The organism is Zooshikella ganghwensis (genome assembly GCF_018263875.1).
Taxonomy (GTDB): domain Bacteria; phylum Pseudomonadota; class Gammaproteobacteria; order Pseudomonadales; family Zooshikellaceae; genus Zooshikella; species Zooshikella ganghwensis.
In genome coordinates this window covers 77,343-91,664 of record NZ_JAEVHG010000002.1, presented here as the reverse complement: position 1 = coordinate 91,664, position 14,322 = coordinate 77,343, and the positions used below count along the sequence as shown (strand labels likewise).

Sequence of the window (14,322 nt, the reverse complement as noted above, 5' to 3'; positions counted from 1 at the left end):
AAGTGGTTTTATAAGTAAATATATGCCATTGCTCTGGTAGGCGGTATAGAAATAAGGTCATCAATGTGGTTTGAAAAAATAATATTGTATTCAAGCCTCAGGGCTAAATCGCTCTCTGTTTGACGTTTAAGTGTAAGCAGTCGGAGTGATATAAGTTGTCAGTATAAACACAACTTTTCTCCACTTGTGGTTGGTGATAGCAACAAACCGACTTATGTGTCGAGAATTTGTCGTACTTTTTATCTGGAATGTTAAGTTATCTGGAATGTTAGGGCGATAGCCTGGCTGATACTTCCAAGACATTGGTAAGACATGTTGTCTGTATTCTTGTCTGTAAATAGAAGATAGTGGCGGGTTATTTCTTCTTTTACCTAGAGAAATACTTCAAAGTCAGCCTATTCAGTTTGTGAATGAGCTTATTATATTGTTAGTGGTTTAGTATGTCTTTTTATGAGGAATCATGTTGAATATACTCCCTACAATTTAGATTGGAGCTGTCGTACTTGTGAAAGAAAGAGCTGTGAGAGATAAGCTTTTTGTAAAATTAAGTGGTTAAACTGGCTAGATTAGTGTTGCTACCTGAAATTGAATTCATGTAGGTTGATTGAATCATTTTGGTTAATGCAATCGGTAAGATGTTAGAATAGTTGTTTGTTTTGATTAAGGATGTTAATTGCATAAAGGGTATGAGGAGTCTGTTGCTCTCTAAATGATGCGGATAAATGGATATGTTATCATTTTAGAATTATGTTTCTAAATTTGTTAGGATAAAGACAGAGGAATACATTCTTTGCTACAGATTTATCTTAACTATACGAGGTTAGCTGCACTCATCGAGCTATTTATTGAGTCCGACTACAAAAATAAATTGCGATTAGGCTAAGAATTGATAGGCAGGATAGCTCAAGTTTGTGTCTGGTTTTTAAAGAAGATATATGTCGTTTGGTGATCAAATCTTAAAAAGATTCAACTTTCGTGTAAAAAGAGGGTGAAAAATTTTTACGATTTAAATATTATTCGCCCCTAACTGTTTGTTGACGCACAGTTTTTTGTGCTATGTTTTAACTGATAACTCTAATATTAGATTTCCCCTCAGGAGAAATGAAATGGCGAGAGGTAGAAAACCTGGGACTAAAGCAAAAAAGTCCCCTGTAAAAAAAGCAGTTGCTGCTAAAACAACAAAAACAACAGCTACCTATACTGGTCTTGAAAAAGTAATGGCTGAGCTGGAAAAGGTAACTGAAAGAGTTGCAAACGCAAAACTCAAAGTAGATGAAGCCAAAGCTAAATTGGCTACAGCTAAAGCAAAATTGAAGTCAAGTGCTACTGCTACGAATAAAAAAGCAGTAGAGCGCGCTAATGCCGCTATTGAAAAAGCTCAAGCCGATTGGAATGCAATGCGTGAGAAGCTTGCAGCAGCAAAACAGGCTGTAGAAATTGAAAAGGTTGTTGCTAAAGGCGAACAATTAAAAGACACTGCTAAGCAACGTGTAGAAGAGTATCAAGGCTCTTTAAAAGCAAAAGCTGAACAAGATCTTGCAAAAGCAATTGCTGACTTTGAAGCTAAGTGGCTGAAAAGCCGTGAGCGTGCTGATCAAGCAAAAGTTAAAAAGCGTGAAGTCGCAGAAAACAAAAAATTGAAAGTTGCGCTCAAAAAAGTAGAAGTTAAAGCTAAGGAAATGGGTGAGAAAAAAACTTCTACTGCAGGTGCGAAAAAACGGGGACGTAAGCCAGCATCTACAACAGCCAAAACTACGGCTGCAACTTCCACAACAGCTAAGCGTCGTGGTCGTCCACCTAAAAAAGCAACAGCGACAACAACCGCGGCTAAGAGCACTGCACCAAAGCGTCGTGGTCGTCCACCTAAAAAGGCAACAGCTGCTACAACAGCAACAACTAGTGCGACTCCAAAGCGTCGTGGTCGCCCACCTAAAAAGGCAGCAGCTGCTACAACAACCGCTACTGGCACGGCAGCACCCAAGCGTCGCGGACGTCCAGCAGGTTCAACAGCTAAAGCAAAAGTTACTAAAGCTAAAACTACAACGACTAAACGTCGTGGTCGTCCACCTAAAAAACAAGCTTAGTCTTGTAAAGGTGGGTTAAGTACAAATTTATTGTACTTAACAAGCTTGAGCTTAAATAGATGCCAGGATGGCATCTATATTTTTTTGAGTTACTCTAAAACTTCTACCCAGATTTGTTTTCAATACATTCCTTAGTCTTTCTTCTTCTTTCTCTCCCACGGGCTTAATCTTTAAAATGTTTGTGTATGTTTATAGGTTTGCTACCTGGCCCTTTAGAGCACTAATCTGATATATAGAGGTGGGTTCTGCTATTATTGCAAATAAAAGTGTTTACGGGTGTATTAAGAAAAAGTACTTTTAGTCGCAGTAGAAGTCATTCATTTTTAAGTGTATGCCCAACACAAAGGGTATTGTCGTGTTAAATAAGTGCATTATTTAGGTACACTATGAGTCGCATATTAGCTATTGATACAGCAACAGAAGCTTGTTCTGCTGCATTACTTATTGAGGGCGATGTCAAAGAGTCGTTTGTTGTTGCACCTAGAGAACATAACGAGCGCATTTTACCTATGGTTGATGAGTTACTTTCTAGTGCAGGCCTGGGTATAAAACAGCTAGATGCCATTGCGTTTGGACAGGGTCCAGGTGCTTTTACGGGGGTTCGAGTTGCGGCAGGTATTGTTCAGGGGTTGGCTTATGCGGCAGATTTACCTGTTATTGGTATCTCAAATTTAGCTGCACTTGCACATTATGCTTTTCGGGTTTATCAACATGAAAAGGTATTTACGGCAATAGATGCAAGAATGGATGAGATCTACTTTGCTGCTTATACCGTAAATACTGAAGGCAAATTAGCACTCGTCATTCCAGAGTCGGTCATCAGTCCAGAAAATGCAACAGGTTATGAAGATATGAGTGGGTGGGTAGGTGTAGGCAGTGGATGGAGCTATTCGCCAAGAATTCCTTTTAAACCTGAGGTTATTTACAAAGATATATTACCTCATGCTCAGGATATTGCTTTGTTGGGTGAACTGGCATGGAAATGTGGAGAAGCAGTACCTCCAGAACAAGCGATTCCTGTTTACTTACGTGACAACGTCGCCAAGAAAAAACAAGAAAGATAGCCAACCAGGTTATCTTTCATCTCCTTATTGTGCCTATCCCAATATATTAATCTGAGTTGATGCCTCAATAGTTTAATAATGTGAACTTTGTAGATTTTGCTGTTGATGCGCGTGTCTTAAATGGGAAAAAGTTTCGTTAGAGTTACAGTTCTTGGCATATAATGTTTTGGTTTTACAAAGGGTGATCGTATCAGAACCATGTAACGGTCCAGCTAGAACGTTTAAAACAGCTATTATTGTTGGCGCTAAACTTAAAAGACCAGATTAGCCACACAAAAAAATCCTTCGCTGTGGGTTTATATGCCTCTTTCAGGTTATCAGTGAATAGTTTGGCACACTTTTAACTGTGTAACATTTACCAGTGTATCGTTAAATTGAGTTTTTAGATTAGGTAGTGCATTTATGGATGTGATTCAAGCGATTATTCTGGCGTTGATACAAGGACTAACAGAGTTTCTTCCTATATCAAGCTCAGCCCATTTAGTGCTGCCAGCGCAGTTACTAGGCTGGCCTGATCAGGGCTTGGCATTTGATGTGGCTGTACACATAGGAACGCTGATTGCTGTTGTTTTATATTTTAGAGACGACTTATGGGCTGTAATGAAAGGTATGCTGGAAGGACTGTTTGGAAAGCAAAAGTCTTTTGAAGGATACTTGGGTTGGTACATTATTTTGGGCACCATACCTGCTGTATTGTTTGGCCTGGCCATTAGTCTTATGGATGTTGAAAATCAATTACGTTCAATCTTTATTATTGCTTGTACTACATTGATTTTTGGGGTTTTACTAGGATGGGCTGATCGTACAGGAACGCAACAGCGACAACTAACAGAGATAACCTGGAAACAAGTACTAATTATTGGTATTGCTCAGGCGCTGGCTATTATTCCTGGCACATCGCGATCAGGTGTTACTATTACCGCTGGATTAATGTTGGGTTTCACCCGGAATGCAGCCGCAAGATTTTCATTTTTATTATCAATACCCGTCATTTTTGCGGCAGGATTATTAAAAACCAAAGATCTTGTAATGGCTACAGAGCCAGTTGCCTGGGACGCGATTTTTGTAGGCGTGTTTGTGGCGGGAATTAGTGCCTATGTATGTATCCATTTATTTTTAAGTATGATTGCACGAATGGGAATGATGCCTTTTGTTATTTATCGTGTACTTTTGAGCGCAGCATTGTTTTTTGTTTACTTCACAAGCATTTAGTGTGTAATAAAGTGTATGAGAGATAAGCAGCTTTATCAAAGATCTGAGTTTTTTAATTAAGAGCGCCCTTTTGGGCGCTTGTTTTCATTTTTTTGCCGAGCAACCTGTTATACTACTAGTAAGGTAATACCGGTGTAAAAAATTAAGTAAGGATATGTAATATATTTTAATGATTGTTCTAATTAAATGTGTTGGGAACACATTAAAGCAACTTCGCTGGTCTGTTAGGGTAAACGCTATGGAATGCGTGCATAAAAACTAATTCGCGAAGGGTATACATATAAAAGGTAGCAATAGTTCAGTGAATGTGAGAGGAGTTGGGGTGTGGTTTCCAGTGTTGGTCATTTGACATTAGGTGCACAGTATCTGTTACCCAGTAGTTCAAATACGACACCAAAAACAGTAGAAGCTATCCAGCCTGTGGCAAATGTTCATTATTCATCACAAAATGAAAGTGAACGACAAGCTGATGCAATGTATAAACTTGCTCAAACCCAGCGAGTGAACAAAAGCCATCAAATTGAACAGCCATTTCAAACACGTCCACATCAAGTTAACCCCCTCCCTAAAAGTATTCGTACTTACTCAGAAGTGGCTGAGTTTGAACTAGAACAGGCTAGTAGTACTGAATTATTTGGTATTGATATTTATGTGTAGATTTCCTTAAGTCGATTTATCTGTTACTTTTCCTCCCGTTATAACTTCTTTGTTCGCTGGCTATTATTTAGCATACATTAAAAAACAACCAGCTACCCTCTTTGAAGATGCTTGCAGGTAAGCCTCACTATGTGCTCAAAAAACAAGGTTATAGTACTACCCGCTTCCCCTGAAGGATTACCTGATGCTAAAGCGTTAGCAGAAGAATTTGCTTTCCCGCTAAAGGAGAGCAGTGAGGGGCTGGACTTGGACACAACGCTTGCTTTAGTCGTTGATCAAGATAAAGTCAGTTTGGAAGCTTTAAATGAGAAAAAAATGGGCAAAGTATATGTCGATTTTGTCCATGGACCACTTGCTTTTCGAAGGCTTCATGGAGGTGGTAAAGGACAGGCTATTGCTAAGGCGATAGGGATTAAAAAACAGTTTAAGCCTTCAGTTTTAGATGCAACGGCTGGTTTAGGTCGAGATGCATTTATCCTCGCCACCCTTGGCTGTCAACTAACACTATTAGAAAGATCATCTGTTGTATATTGTTTATTACGCGATGGTTTAAGAAGAGCATTACAGTGCCAGGAAATTCAATCATATATTGAGCAAATGACATTACAACCGCTTCAAGATGCAAAATCCTTTTTGTCAAAATGTCAGTCTGATAGCTTTGACTGTGTTTACCTTGATCCTATGTTTCCACATCAAGATAAAAAGTCGGCACTGTCAAAGAAAGAAATGCAGCTCTTTCAAAAGCTGTTAGATGGAGACAGTGATGCTGACCAGTTATTTTCTGATGCTTATAACGCTGCACGCTATCGAGTTGTTGTGAAAAGACCACGGTTAGCACCATTACTGGCTGCAAAAAAGCCTACTTTACAACTAATGGGAAAAGCTAATCGGTTCGATATTTATGTAAAAAAAGGCATACCGCATTAACGCGCTATGCCTTAATATACCACTTACTGTTTATTTAAGTGTACCGTTGCTAATTGCTGAATAGCCCGTCGGGCTTCACTGGGAAGTACATAACGTGCACTATTTAGAATAACATGAATGTTATGGCTAAATGATAAGTTTTGTTGAGAGTCAGATTGAACTAAGTTTTGCTGACGAAGTGTTTCTATAAAGTTTTTGAAAAGTGATTTATCAAAAAACTCTGGAGCATTTATTCCCTGTATAAATGAAAGCCGTTGTGCAAGCTCATGACATTGCTTTTCCAAGGTGTCTCTATCTATTTGCTCACTTCCACTTCGAATCAACAAGCTGAGTGCCATATAAAAGCGCTCTAACGTTTGCATGATGGTTTTACCCAGAAAGTTAAAAGTGACTGAGGTGACAGAGTCAGGGTTTGGACTTTGTAGCCAGCCATTTTCACTTTGCAATATTGAGTGCTCAACAAGTATGTCCAACCATTGTTTAAGCAGGATTTTAAACTCATCAGGTTGCCAAGGTAAAAAAAGCTCTGTGCGCAAGTAAGGGTATATTTGACTACACATCGGAACAAGATCTGCTTCTTTAATTCGAGAGCTATTATTAAAGAAACAGCTGATTAGAGAAGGTATTGCAAAAAGGTGTAGTGTGTTATTTCTGTAATAAGTCAGTAAAATAGCATGTTTACCTTCCGTATAAATTACATCACCTAGAGAGTCAGTTTGTCGTCGGATAAAGCCTAATTTTTCGACGTAAAGAATGGTCTCAGTGGGTGTTTTGAGAGGCGATATTATACGTTCACTGTACGGCAGCTTTTCTAGTAACCAATTATAAAATGTTACTTGCTCTTTTAGTGATTCCTCACTCATTGCTTGTTTAGGGGCAGAGAGTAGGGCGGTTGCAATGAGGTTCACAGGATTAGCAACAGCAGCGGCATTAATATGACAATTAATTGAATTTGCCAGCTGTTGGGTAAGGTTGCGAAACCACGATTGTCGTGTGTAGCTAGATGATTCTGATGAAATACTAGATTGCCAATCTGGTTCTTGTTGCGATAAAAATTGATTAAGCAAAATAGGTTCACCAAAATTCACCCATACTTCGCCAAACTCTTTTTTCAAGGCTGAAAGTATACGTAAGATATCAAGAGGAGATTCCGCTTTTTTTGTTTTTCCGCGTAACTCACCAAGGTACGTATTTCCTTCTAGTACTCGCTCATAGCCAATATATACAGGTACAAAGCAAAAAGGCTTACGCTGATCCCTGAAGTAGCTTTGTAACGTGAGTGCTAGCATGCCTGTTTTGGGTTGTAGTAATCGGCCTGTTCGGCTACGTCCACCTTCAATAAAGTATTCTGTGGAGAAGCCTCTGGTCAGTAAAGTATGCAGGTACTCGTTAAATACAGTCGTATAAAGTTTATTCCCTTTAAAGCTTCTACGCATAAAAAATGCACCACCTCTACGCAGTAAACCACCAATCAGAGGCATGTTTAGGTTTATTCCTGCTGCAATATGGGGAGGGCTTAAATTTTGCTTATAGAGCACGTAGGATAGAAGTAAATAATCGATATGACTACGGTGGCAGGGTACGTAAATGATTTCGTGGTCTTTGGCCAAATGCTGGATGGGTTCTACGTGATTTACCTGAATACCATTATAGAGTTTATTCCAAAACCATGTTAGTACAATATCTAGAAAACGTATTGCTGGATAACGAAAGTCAGAGACAATTTCATTAGCATATTTACGCGCTTTATTATTTAGCCGACTAATATTGTCGTGTGTCGCATTCGCTTGATCTAAAATAGCTTGCTTAACGGGTTGACTATGCAACAGCTGATTAACCAGCGTTTTTCTATGGGAAAGCTCAGGGCCTGTTAAAGCTGTACGTAGTTGTCGAAAATGGACACGAAGAATTCGCGCTAATTTCCGTACTGTACGACTTGTTGAAAGTTGATCATCAACCAGCTCTCTTGTCGCTAATGGTGTACTGAAATTAATCATTGTTTGTCGGCCATGGATCAGTAAGGCAAATAATTTGCGTAACCGCCCTCCCACGGCATAATCATAGGTGAATAACAGTTTGAATGCTGACTGTTCTTTCAGTGGAGAGCGTCCCCACAAAATCGTAACGGGAATCAGTTGAATATTTTTTTCTGGGTGACGTTGAAGGAAAGTGATAAGCTGGTGTAATTGTTCTGAAGGTTTTGGTGGCGGAAAGATTCGCCAAATAGTGGGCTGTTGAATTAAATGTAAACAGTTGGGTAGTAGTTGGTTGTGCGTGACAATGAGTTTTTGGTTTGGGGGCGGGAGCCCTTCGCGCTGACAAATCTCTTCAAGGACTAGTGTGTCAAATAAGGACTGGCGGGCGAGAATATAGCAAATTCCATCATTTTCCTGTAAGGGTGGTAATAGGGGTAACTTCCCTATGTGCCTGGTTTTAACCCATAAAAATAAGACTTTTCTTAAACTACGTCTTAGTAGTGATTTGAGTTGAAATGATATCTTCGACATTTTTTGTTTTTTTCCAGATACTGAAAAGTTTCCCCTTGTTAATACTTAAGCTACAACTGAATCAAGGCAACTTCATTTTGCGTTGAGTATTGTACTGGCATCTTTTTAGTGTGGGGGAGATCAGACTTCTTATCCCAGCTACCTATGACTTTCTTTAACTACAGTTTTGGACGAGAGACAAATCGTATTTTCCTAACCATTGCTGTAATTGATTGTGCTACTACTAAGAGGGCAGCAGTAGATAACTTAGAGTTATGCTTAGCTTTTGCATATCATTGATAATCAGTATTTAATTGGAATGCTCCCTTTTATTAATTCACTTACAGGTATAAATCGATTAACGCTATGCTCATTATGGGATATAAAAATCATTGATATTTCACTAGAGCCTTCTGTTTTGCCAAAGGCAAATATAACTACCTAAGTCTTAGTAGCGTCTTGTACATAAGTAATTTAAAGTACAGATAGTGACTTAGGTAAGCATTTTAGTATGTATGCTGTGTAATGAGCTACGGGAAGATTATTAACATAGCATGTTATTACTATCTACTACTCTGTTACGCTTAAAGACAGTATTTAGTGGTGATTGGCTGCTGTAAGATAAAAAGTCAGTATTATTTATAAAACACGAGTATTTTATGAAAGGAGAGAGTGTAAACCTATTTATTCTTGCCAGCTTATAATGCCTTCACCTTGATGTGTTATTTGCCACCAGTCATTATCTGCAGCTTCCTCTTCCTGCCAGAATGTGCCATTACAACGTATCTCAGTGTTAAAAAAATCAAAAGCGTCACGAGCACACTCAATATCTGTTTCCCAAGGTGTTTCAGCTGAGTTAAACCAAATACTCGTAAAGGCCCGGCCAGCTGCTCGCTCAACTACCATAATGGGGATGCTCATACCTTCCCAATCAGCATTATATTGATGGGTGCGTCCTTCTTTATTGAGTAACTCAATGTTATCAAAACGATCATCCAGCCATTCTTCAATAAGCTCTGGCGTGGTGTTTTTTACATAGATTTCAATATCAGGTAATTGCATGGTTGTTACTCTCTTGGGAAAACTCGTTATCCAACCCTGTCAAGAGCACCTAAGCTAACACGGGTAGTATAGACCTAGCAATGCTACTAACCAGTTAATCTTTATACCCAATGCTTTTAATCTGTCGAATTGTGATAATGAAAAGAGAGTTAATGCGTTATACACCAAACGCTGTTTGTATTATTGAGCTTATGGTGACAAATTGAGGTTATGTGTATACAAGTAATGAAGTCATACGGCTAGCCTTATACTAGGCCAATCGTATGATTCACATTGAACTTAGATGTATTTACCTATCAGTGTGGTTAGCCCAACAGGTTAATCATGATGCGTTCGTAAATTGAGGAAAGGGTTTCAAGCTCAGAAATACGTGTGCACTCATTGACTTTATGGATGGTGTCGTTACAAGGGCCTAACTCGATAACCTCGGTACCATAGGGAGCTATAAAGCGTCCATCTGATGTGCCACCTGAGGTGGATAGTGTAGAGTGAGTGCCAACCTCCGCGTGAATGGCTGCTTGGGCGGCATCAATTAAACGTCCTCGTTCTGTTAAAAAGGGACTGCCGAACAACGTCCAATCAATGTGGTAGTCCAAGTGGTGTTGTTGCAGAATATGATGGGTTCTGGCTTGAAGCTCTTCTGCAGAAGACTCTGTGGAAAAGCGAAAATTAAACATCACTTGTAGTTCACCAGGTACAACATTACCTGCACCAGTGCCAGCATGAATGTTCGAAATTTGAAAACTGGTAGCTGGGAAAAAATCATTGCCTTTATCCCACTGGGTAGTGGATAAGGCTGCTAGTGCAGGTGCGGCAAGATGAATGGGATTCTTGACCAGATGAGGGTAAGCCACGTGACCCTGAATACCTCGAATGGTGAGTTCGCCAGTCAATGAGCCTCGACGACCATTTTTAATGACATCGCCGACATGTGCGGTACTTGATGGCTCACCAACAATACACCAATCGATGTAGTCATTGCGGTCACTCAGGTATTCCATTACTTTACGTGTACCATTGACGGCAGGACCTTCTTCATCGCTGGTAATTAACCATGCTAGTGATCCCTGGTGATTGGGGTAGGCGTTAAGAAAGCGCTCAGTAGCCGTCACCATGGCGGCTAAGCTACCTTTCATATCAGCCGCACCACGTCCATATAAGTAACCATCTTTAATTGTGGGGGTGAAAGGCGGTGTATGCCATTCTTCTTTAGGGCCTGTCGGTACAACATCAGTATGCCCAGCAAAGGCAAGGACAGGTCCACCGTTTCCTTTGCGTAACCAAATATTTTCAACTTCGCCAAAGCGTAAACGCTCGACATGAAAACCCAAAGGTTGTAGGCGACTAATGAGGAGGGTTTGACAGTCAGCATCTTCTGGAGTGATAGACGGTCGGGCAATTAGGTCACAGGCTAATGCTAAAGTGGGTGATGTGGTTGTCATAAAGCAGCTATTGCTCCCATTGAAATGGGGGGAACACACATAATATGCGCATCAGGTTTTGTTACCCCTCGATACATACTGGTCAGATCAGAGAGTTTGTGAGTGTCGACTTTCTTTTATACCCTTCACGAATCATTTTTAGGGTTTGTTGTCAGCGCTCTTCACCCCAGTCACTTATTAATATAAGCTCCGGAGGGGGCATCGCTTGACGGCCGCCCCTAAAAAACCTTCGTTTTGGGTATATTATGAAATTGGATAAAAAAATAGTTGGGCAAGTCGTCCTAAGCTATCGTTTTTTCTTTGTATTCACATAGGTCTTCAATAATACAGGAGCCACATTGAGGTTTTCGGGCTTTGCATACATAGCGACCATGTAAAATTAACCAGTGATGGGCATCCATTAAAAACTCCTTGGGTATAACGCGCAGTAAACGCTTTTCTACTTCAAGTACATTCTTACCTGGTGCAATGCCTGTTCGGTTAGATAGGCGAAAGATATGGGTATCAACTGCCATAGTGGGCTGTTGAAATGCGGTATTTAACACAACATTAGCTGTTTTTCTCCCTACGCCTGGGAGCGACTCCAATGCTTCTCGGGTATCAGGTACTTCAGCGTTATATTTTTCTATAAGAATTTGACAGGTTTTGATGATATTTTCGGCTTTCGCATTGTATAAACCAATGGTTTTAATATACGACTTAAGCTTGGTTAAACCGAGGGCAAGTATTTTTTCTGGTGTGTTGGCAACAGGAAACAGCTTAACGGTAGCCTTATTGACACCTACATCCGTTGCCTGTGCTGAAAGTATAACTGCAATCAGGAGCTCAAAAGGCGTAGTGTAGTTTAACTCGGTGGTTGGGTTGGGGTTTTGGGCCTTGAGTCGAGAAAATATTTGCTGTCGTTTTTCTTTATTCATTTTACTTTCATAGGTAATGAAACTGCGCTATGACAGGAGTTAATTTATCTGGCCCGTTACCCTAACACGTTTGCTACCTTTTTCAACGGGCGCCGACTTTTGTTTAGCCCGCTCAGCCAGGTTTTGGTCAATGATATTTTTGAGTGCGATCAAAAAGCCCATAAAAACAAAGGCGCCAGGCGGCAGGATAGCAAACAGAAACTTTTTATAGTCAGTAATTAAGGTTATCTCCCAGTTGCGAGCAACATCACCCAGCAGAAGATGCATATTACTGAATAAGGTACCTTGACCAATTAGCTCTCTCATGGCACCCAGTAAAAGAAGGATTGATGCGAAACCAAGCCCCATTGTAAAGCCATCGACTACAGATGGTACTAAAGTATTTTTAGCAGCAAAACTGTCAGCTCGGCCCAGAATAATACAGTTGGTAACTATGAGCGGGATAAAAATACCCAGGATTTGGTATAGCTCATAAGTGAAGGCTTGCATTAGCAGCTCAACACAGGTAGTAAATGAAGCAATGATCATGACGAACGCAGGTAAACGGATGGCATCGGTTACCTGTTTGCGGATGAGGGACACTACCAGGTTTGAGCAGGTTAATACTACGGTTGTTGCTAACCCTAATCCTAAAGCGTTAACAACACTATTTGATACACCAAGTAGGGGGCAAAGCCCTAATAGTTGAACAATGGCTGGGTTATTTTTCCAAAAGCCATCAGCCGCGACAGTGGACAGTGGTTTACTCGCCATCATGAGTCCTCAGTTGTTGCAGACCTTGTTGAAATAGGGTGTCTTGATGCTTGTTAAAGTAACTTAAGGTGCGCTTAATCGAGCCAACTACTGCTCTAGGGGTAATCGTAGCGCCTGTGAATTGATCAAAATCACCACCATCTTTTTTGACTGCCCATCGATCTTGGTCGGGATTAGTTAATGACTTTCCAGAAAAGCCAAGAATCCAGTCTGATACTTTAGTGTCAATGGCATCGCCTAGACCTGGTGTTTCTTTATGAGATATGACGCGTACACCACTCAGTGAGCCATCAGCGTAGATGCCGACAAGCAATAAAATTCGGCCATTATAACCATCAGGTGCTGTGGCAGGTAGGATGATGGCAGTGGGTTGCTGCTTTTGAAAGGCTACGTAGCCATGAGTAGGCTTTTCATTGCCCAGGTCTTCATTGGGGGCAATAGTGACTGTGGTTTTAAGTAAGTCATTGTCATGACTTTCTTCAGGCAGAATTTCATATAATGCTTTGGCTTCTGCCTGACGAATTTGGTCTGCAATTCGGTCTTTGGTTAATGCATAAGTAACAGCAATAACACCAACCGTCAGTGTCGCAAAAACACCTAGTAGCAAGCTGTTACGGGTAATGGCAATCCCTATTAAATTCATGGGTCGTTAATCCGGTTTGGCTAAGCCACGATTAGGCTTTTTATGGCCATAGGTTCTAGGTTGGGTGTAGTAGTCAATGGTGGGGGCTGCCATGTTCATCAGTAGTACCGCAAAGGCAACCCCGTCAGGGTACCCCCCCCAAGTGCGGATGATATAGGTCAGTGCACCAATACCTGCACCAAAAATGAAGCGCCCTTTATTACTGGCTGCAGAAGTCACGGGATCAGTAATAATAAAAAATGCACCTAGCATAGTGGCACCGCTTAACCAGTGAAAAAGTGGAGAGCCGTGACTGTCGGAGCCTTCACCACCATAAAATAAGGTAGCCATTACACCCAGCATAAGCAGCATGCCTGCAGGTGCATGCCAGGTGAAAACACGCTTATATAGAAGCCAGCATCCACCCAACATGTAAGCTAAACTGACCCATTGCCAGCCTTTGCCTGCCCAGTCAGAAAAAACGGGGTTGGTTGCCCACAACTCTTCGATGGTCAGGCTAGTATTTTCACGCAAGATATCTAAAGGTGTGGCCATGGTCATTGCATCCAGCGAGCTAACGGGCACGCTACCAGCAAACAGCTGGATTGAGGCCATAAGGTCGAGAACCCCTTGGCCTTCGCGCACGCCTAATGCTGGAAGCCAGGCGCTCATTTCCAAGGGAAATGATACGAGCAATAACACATAACCCAGCATGGCAGGATTAAAGAGGTTTTGCCCCATGCCCCCATAAAGGTGCTTGCCAATAATAATGGCAAAGCTGGTGCCGATAAGTGTCAGCCACCAGGGAGCCGATGGAGGAATCGCCAGTGCAAGAAGAGCAGCAGTGACAACAGCCGTATAGTCTTGTAGGAAAAAGCGAATAGGTCGCTTACGCAGTTTTATAATCAATGCTTCACAGCCAACAGCCACTAGTGAAGCCCATACCAGGTTGATTAGAACTCCCCAGCCAAAAAAGTAAACACTCACTAACAATCCAGGAATCAAGGCTATTAAGACATTAAGCATGATTGCCTGTGTTGAGCTGGCCTTGCGAGTATGCGGTGAGGTTTGTCGAATGAGTGTCATAGCATAACCT

Annotated in this window: 12 protein-coding genes; 5 read left to right on the top strand and 7 right to left on the bottom strand. The window is 41.0% G+C overall.

The genetic code is table 11. From position 1 onward, the window contains the following. The first annotated feature begins 1,106 nt into the window (after positions 1–1,106). The 5 genes from KHS79_RS04330 (at position 1,107) to KHS79_RS04310 (ending at position 5,944) form a co-directional block, all read left to right on the top strand. Positions 1,107–2,084, top strand: a complete 978-nt coding sequence (locus KHS79_RS04330; RefSeq protein ID WP_212716986.1) for a hypothetical protein — start codon at positions 1,107–1,109, stop codon at positions 2,082–2,084. Positions 2,085–2,470: 386 nt separating this feature from the next. Then, entirely contained in the window at positions 2,471–3,148 is a 678-nt protein-coding gene (tsaB, locus tag KHS79_RS04325; protein ID WP_212716984.1) for a tRNA (adenosine(37)-N6)-threonylcarbamoyltransferase complex dimerization subunit type 1 TsaB, read from the top strand. Between the two features lie 402 nt (positions 3,149–3,550). Beyond that, positions 3,551–4,360 (top strand): undecaprenyl-diphosphate phosphatase, encoded by an 810-nt coding sequence (locus KHS79_RS04320; protein ID WP_027706935.1) that lies wholly within the window; start codon positions 3,551–3,553, stop codon positions 4,358–4,360. A 324-nt stretch (positions 4,361–4,684) separates the two neighbouring features. Further along, positions 4,685–5,017: a hypothetical protein gene (locus KHS79_RS04315; protein WP_212716982.1), complete on the top strand. Its 333-nt coding sequence runs from the start codon at positions 4,685–4,687 to the stop codon at positions 5,015–5,017. Positions 5,018–5,146: 129 nt separating this feature from the next. Then, entirely contained in the window at positions 5,147–5,944 is a 798-nt protein-coding gene (locus KHS79_RS04310) for a class I SAM-dependent methyltransferase (RefSeq protein WP_212716980.1), read from the top strand. A gap of 23 nt (positions 5,945–5,967) precedes the next feature. Here the strand turns inward: KHS79_RS04310 and plsB are convergent, their stop codons facing one another. From plsB to rsxD, 7 genes are all read right to left on the bottom strand, one after another. After that, positions 5,968–8,451, bottom strand: coding sequence for a glycerol-3-phosphate 1-O-acyltransferase PlsB (gene plsB / locus KHS79_RS04305; RefSeq protein WP_212716978.1), 2,484 nt, complete (start codon positions 8,449–8,451; stop codon positions 5,968–5,970). Between the two features lie 663 nt (positions 8,452–9,114). Then, positions 9,115–9,492 (bottom strand): hypothetical protein, encoded by a 378-nt coding sequence (locus KHS79_RS04300; protein WP_027707165.1) that lies wholly within the window; start codon positions 9,490–9,492, stop codon positions 9,115–9,117. Positions 9,493–9,797: 305 nt separating this feature from the next. Further along, positions 9,798–10,934, bottom strand: coding sequence for a succinyl-diaminopimelate desuccinylase (gene dapE / locus KHS79_RS04295; protein ID WP_212716976.1), 1,137 nt, complete (start codon positions 10,932–10,934; stop codon positions 9,798–9,800). A gap of 281 nt (positions 10,935–11,215) precedes the next feature. Continuing rightward, positions 11,216–11,851: an endonuclease III gene (gene nth / locus KHS79_RS04290; protein ID WP_212716974.1), complete on the bottom strand. Its 636-nt coding sequence runs from the start codon at positions 11,849–11,851 to the stop codon at positions 11,216–11,218. A 39-nt stretch (positions 11,852–11,890) separates the two neighbouring features. Further along, complete coding sequence (locus KHS79_RS04285) at positions 11,891–12,604, bottom strand: electron transport complex subunit E (RefSeq protein ID WP_212717552.1); 714 nt, start codon at positions 12,602–12,604, stop codon at positions 11,891–11,893. Beyond that, positions 12,594–13,247 carry an electron transport complex subunit RsxG gene (rsxG, locus tag KHS79_RS04280; protein ID WP_212716972.1) on the bottom strand — a complete coding sequence of 218 codons (654 nt, stop codon included), beginning with the start codon at positions 13,245–13,247 and terminating at the stop codon, positions 12,594–12,596. The genes KHS79_RS04285 and rsxG overlap by 11 nt, the downstream gene beginning before the upstream one ends. A 6-nt stretch (positions 13,248–13,253) precedes the next feature. Further along, complete coding sequence (gene rsxD, locus KHS79_RS04275) at positions 13,254–14,312, bottom strand: electron transport complex subunit RsxD (protein ID WP_212716970.1); 1,059 nt, start codon at positions 14,310–14,312, stop codon at positions 13,254–13,256. Positions 14,313–14,322 lie beyond the last annotated feature (10 nt).

Coding starts and splice junctions, on each gene's coding strand:
- rsxD (WP_212716970.1), bottom strand. CDS start 14,312: ATGACACTCATTCGACAAACCTCACCGCATACTCGCAAGGCCAGCTCA.
- plsB (WP_212716978.1), bottom strand. CDS start 8,451: ATGTCGAAGATATCATTTCAACTCAAATCACTACTAAGACGTAGTTTA.
- KHS79_RS04320 (WP_027706935.1), top strand. CDS start 3,551: ATGGATGTGATTCAAGCGATTATTCTGGCGTTGATACAAGGACTAACA.
- KHS79_RS04285 (WP_212717552.1), bottom strand. CDS start 12,604: ATGGCGAGTAAACCACTGTCCACTGTCGCGGCTGATGGCTTTTGGAAA.
- rsxG (WP_212716972.1), bottom strand. CDS start 13,247: ATGAATTTAATAGGGATTGCCATTACCCGTAACAGCTTGCTACTAGGT.
- KHS79_RS04310 (WP_212716980.1), top strand. CDS start 5,147: ATGTGCTCAAAAAACAAGGTTATAGTACTACCCGCTTCCCCTGAAGGA.
- KHS79_RS04300 (WP_027707165.1), bottom strand. CDS start 9,492: ATGCAATTACCTGATATTGAAATCTATGTAAAAAACACCACGCCAGAG.
- tsaB (WP_212716984.1), top strand. CDS start 2,471: ATGAGTCGCATATTAGCTATTGATACAGCAACAGAAGCTTGTTCTGCT.
- KHS79_RS04330 (WP_212716986.1), top strand. CDS start 1,107: ATGGCGAGAGGTAGAAAACCTGGGACTAAAGCAAAAAAGTCCCCTGTA.
- nth (WP_212716974.1), bottom strand. CDS start 11,851: ATGAATAAAGAAAAACGACAGCAAATATTTTCTCGACTCAAGGCCCAA.
- dapE (WP_212716976.1), bottom strand. CDS start 10,934: ATGACAACCACATCACCCACTTTAGCATTAGCCTGTGACCTAATTGCC.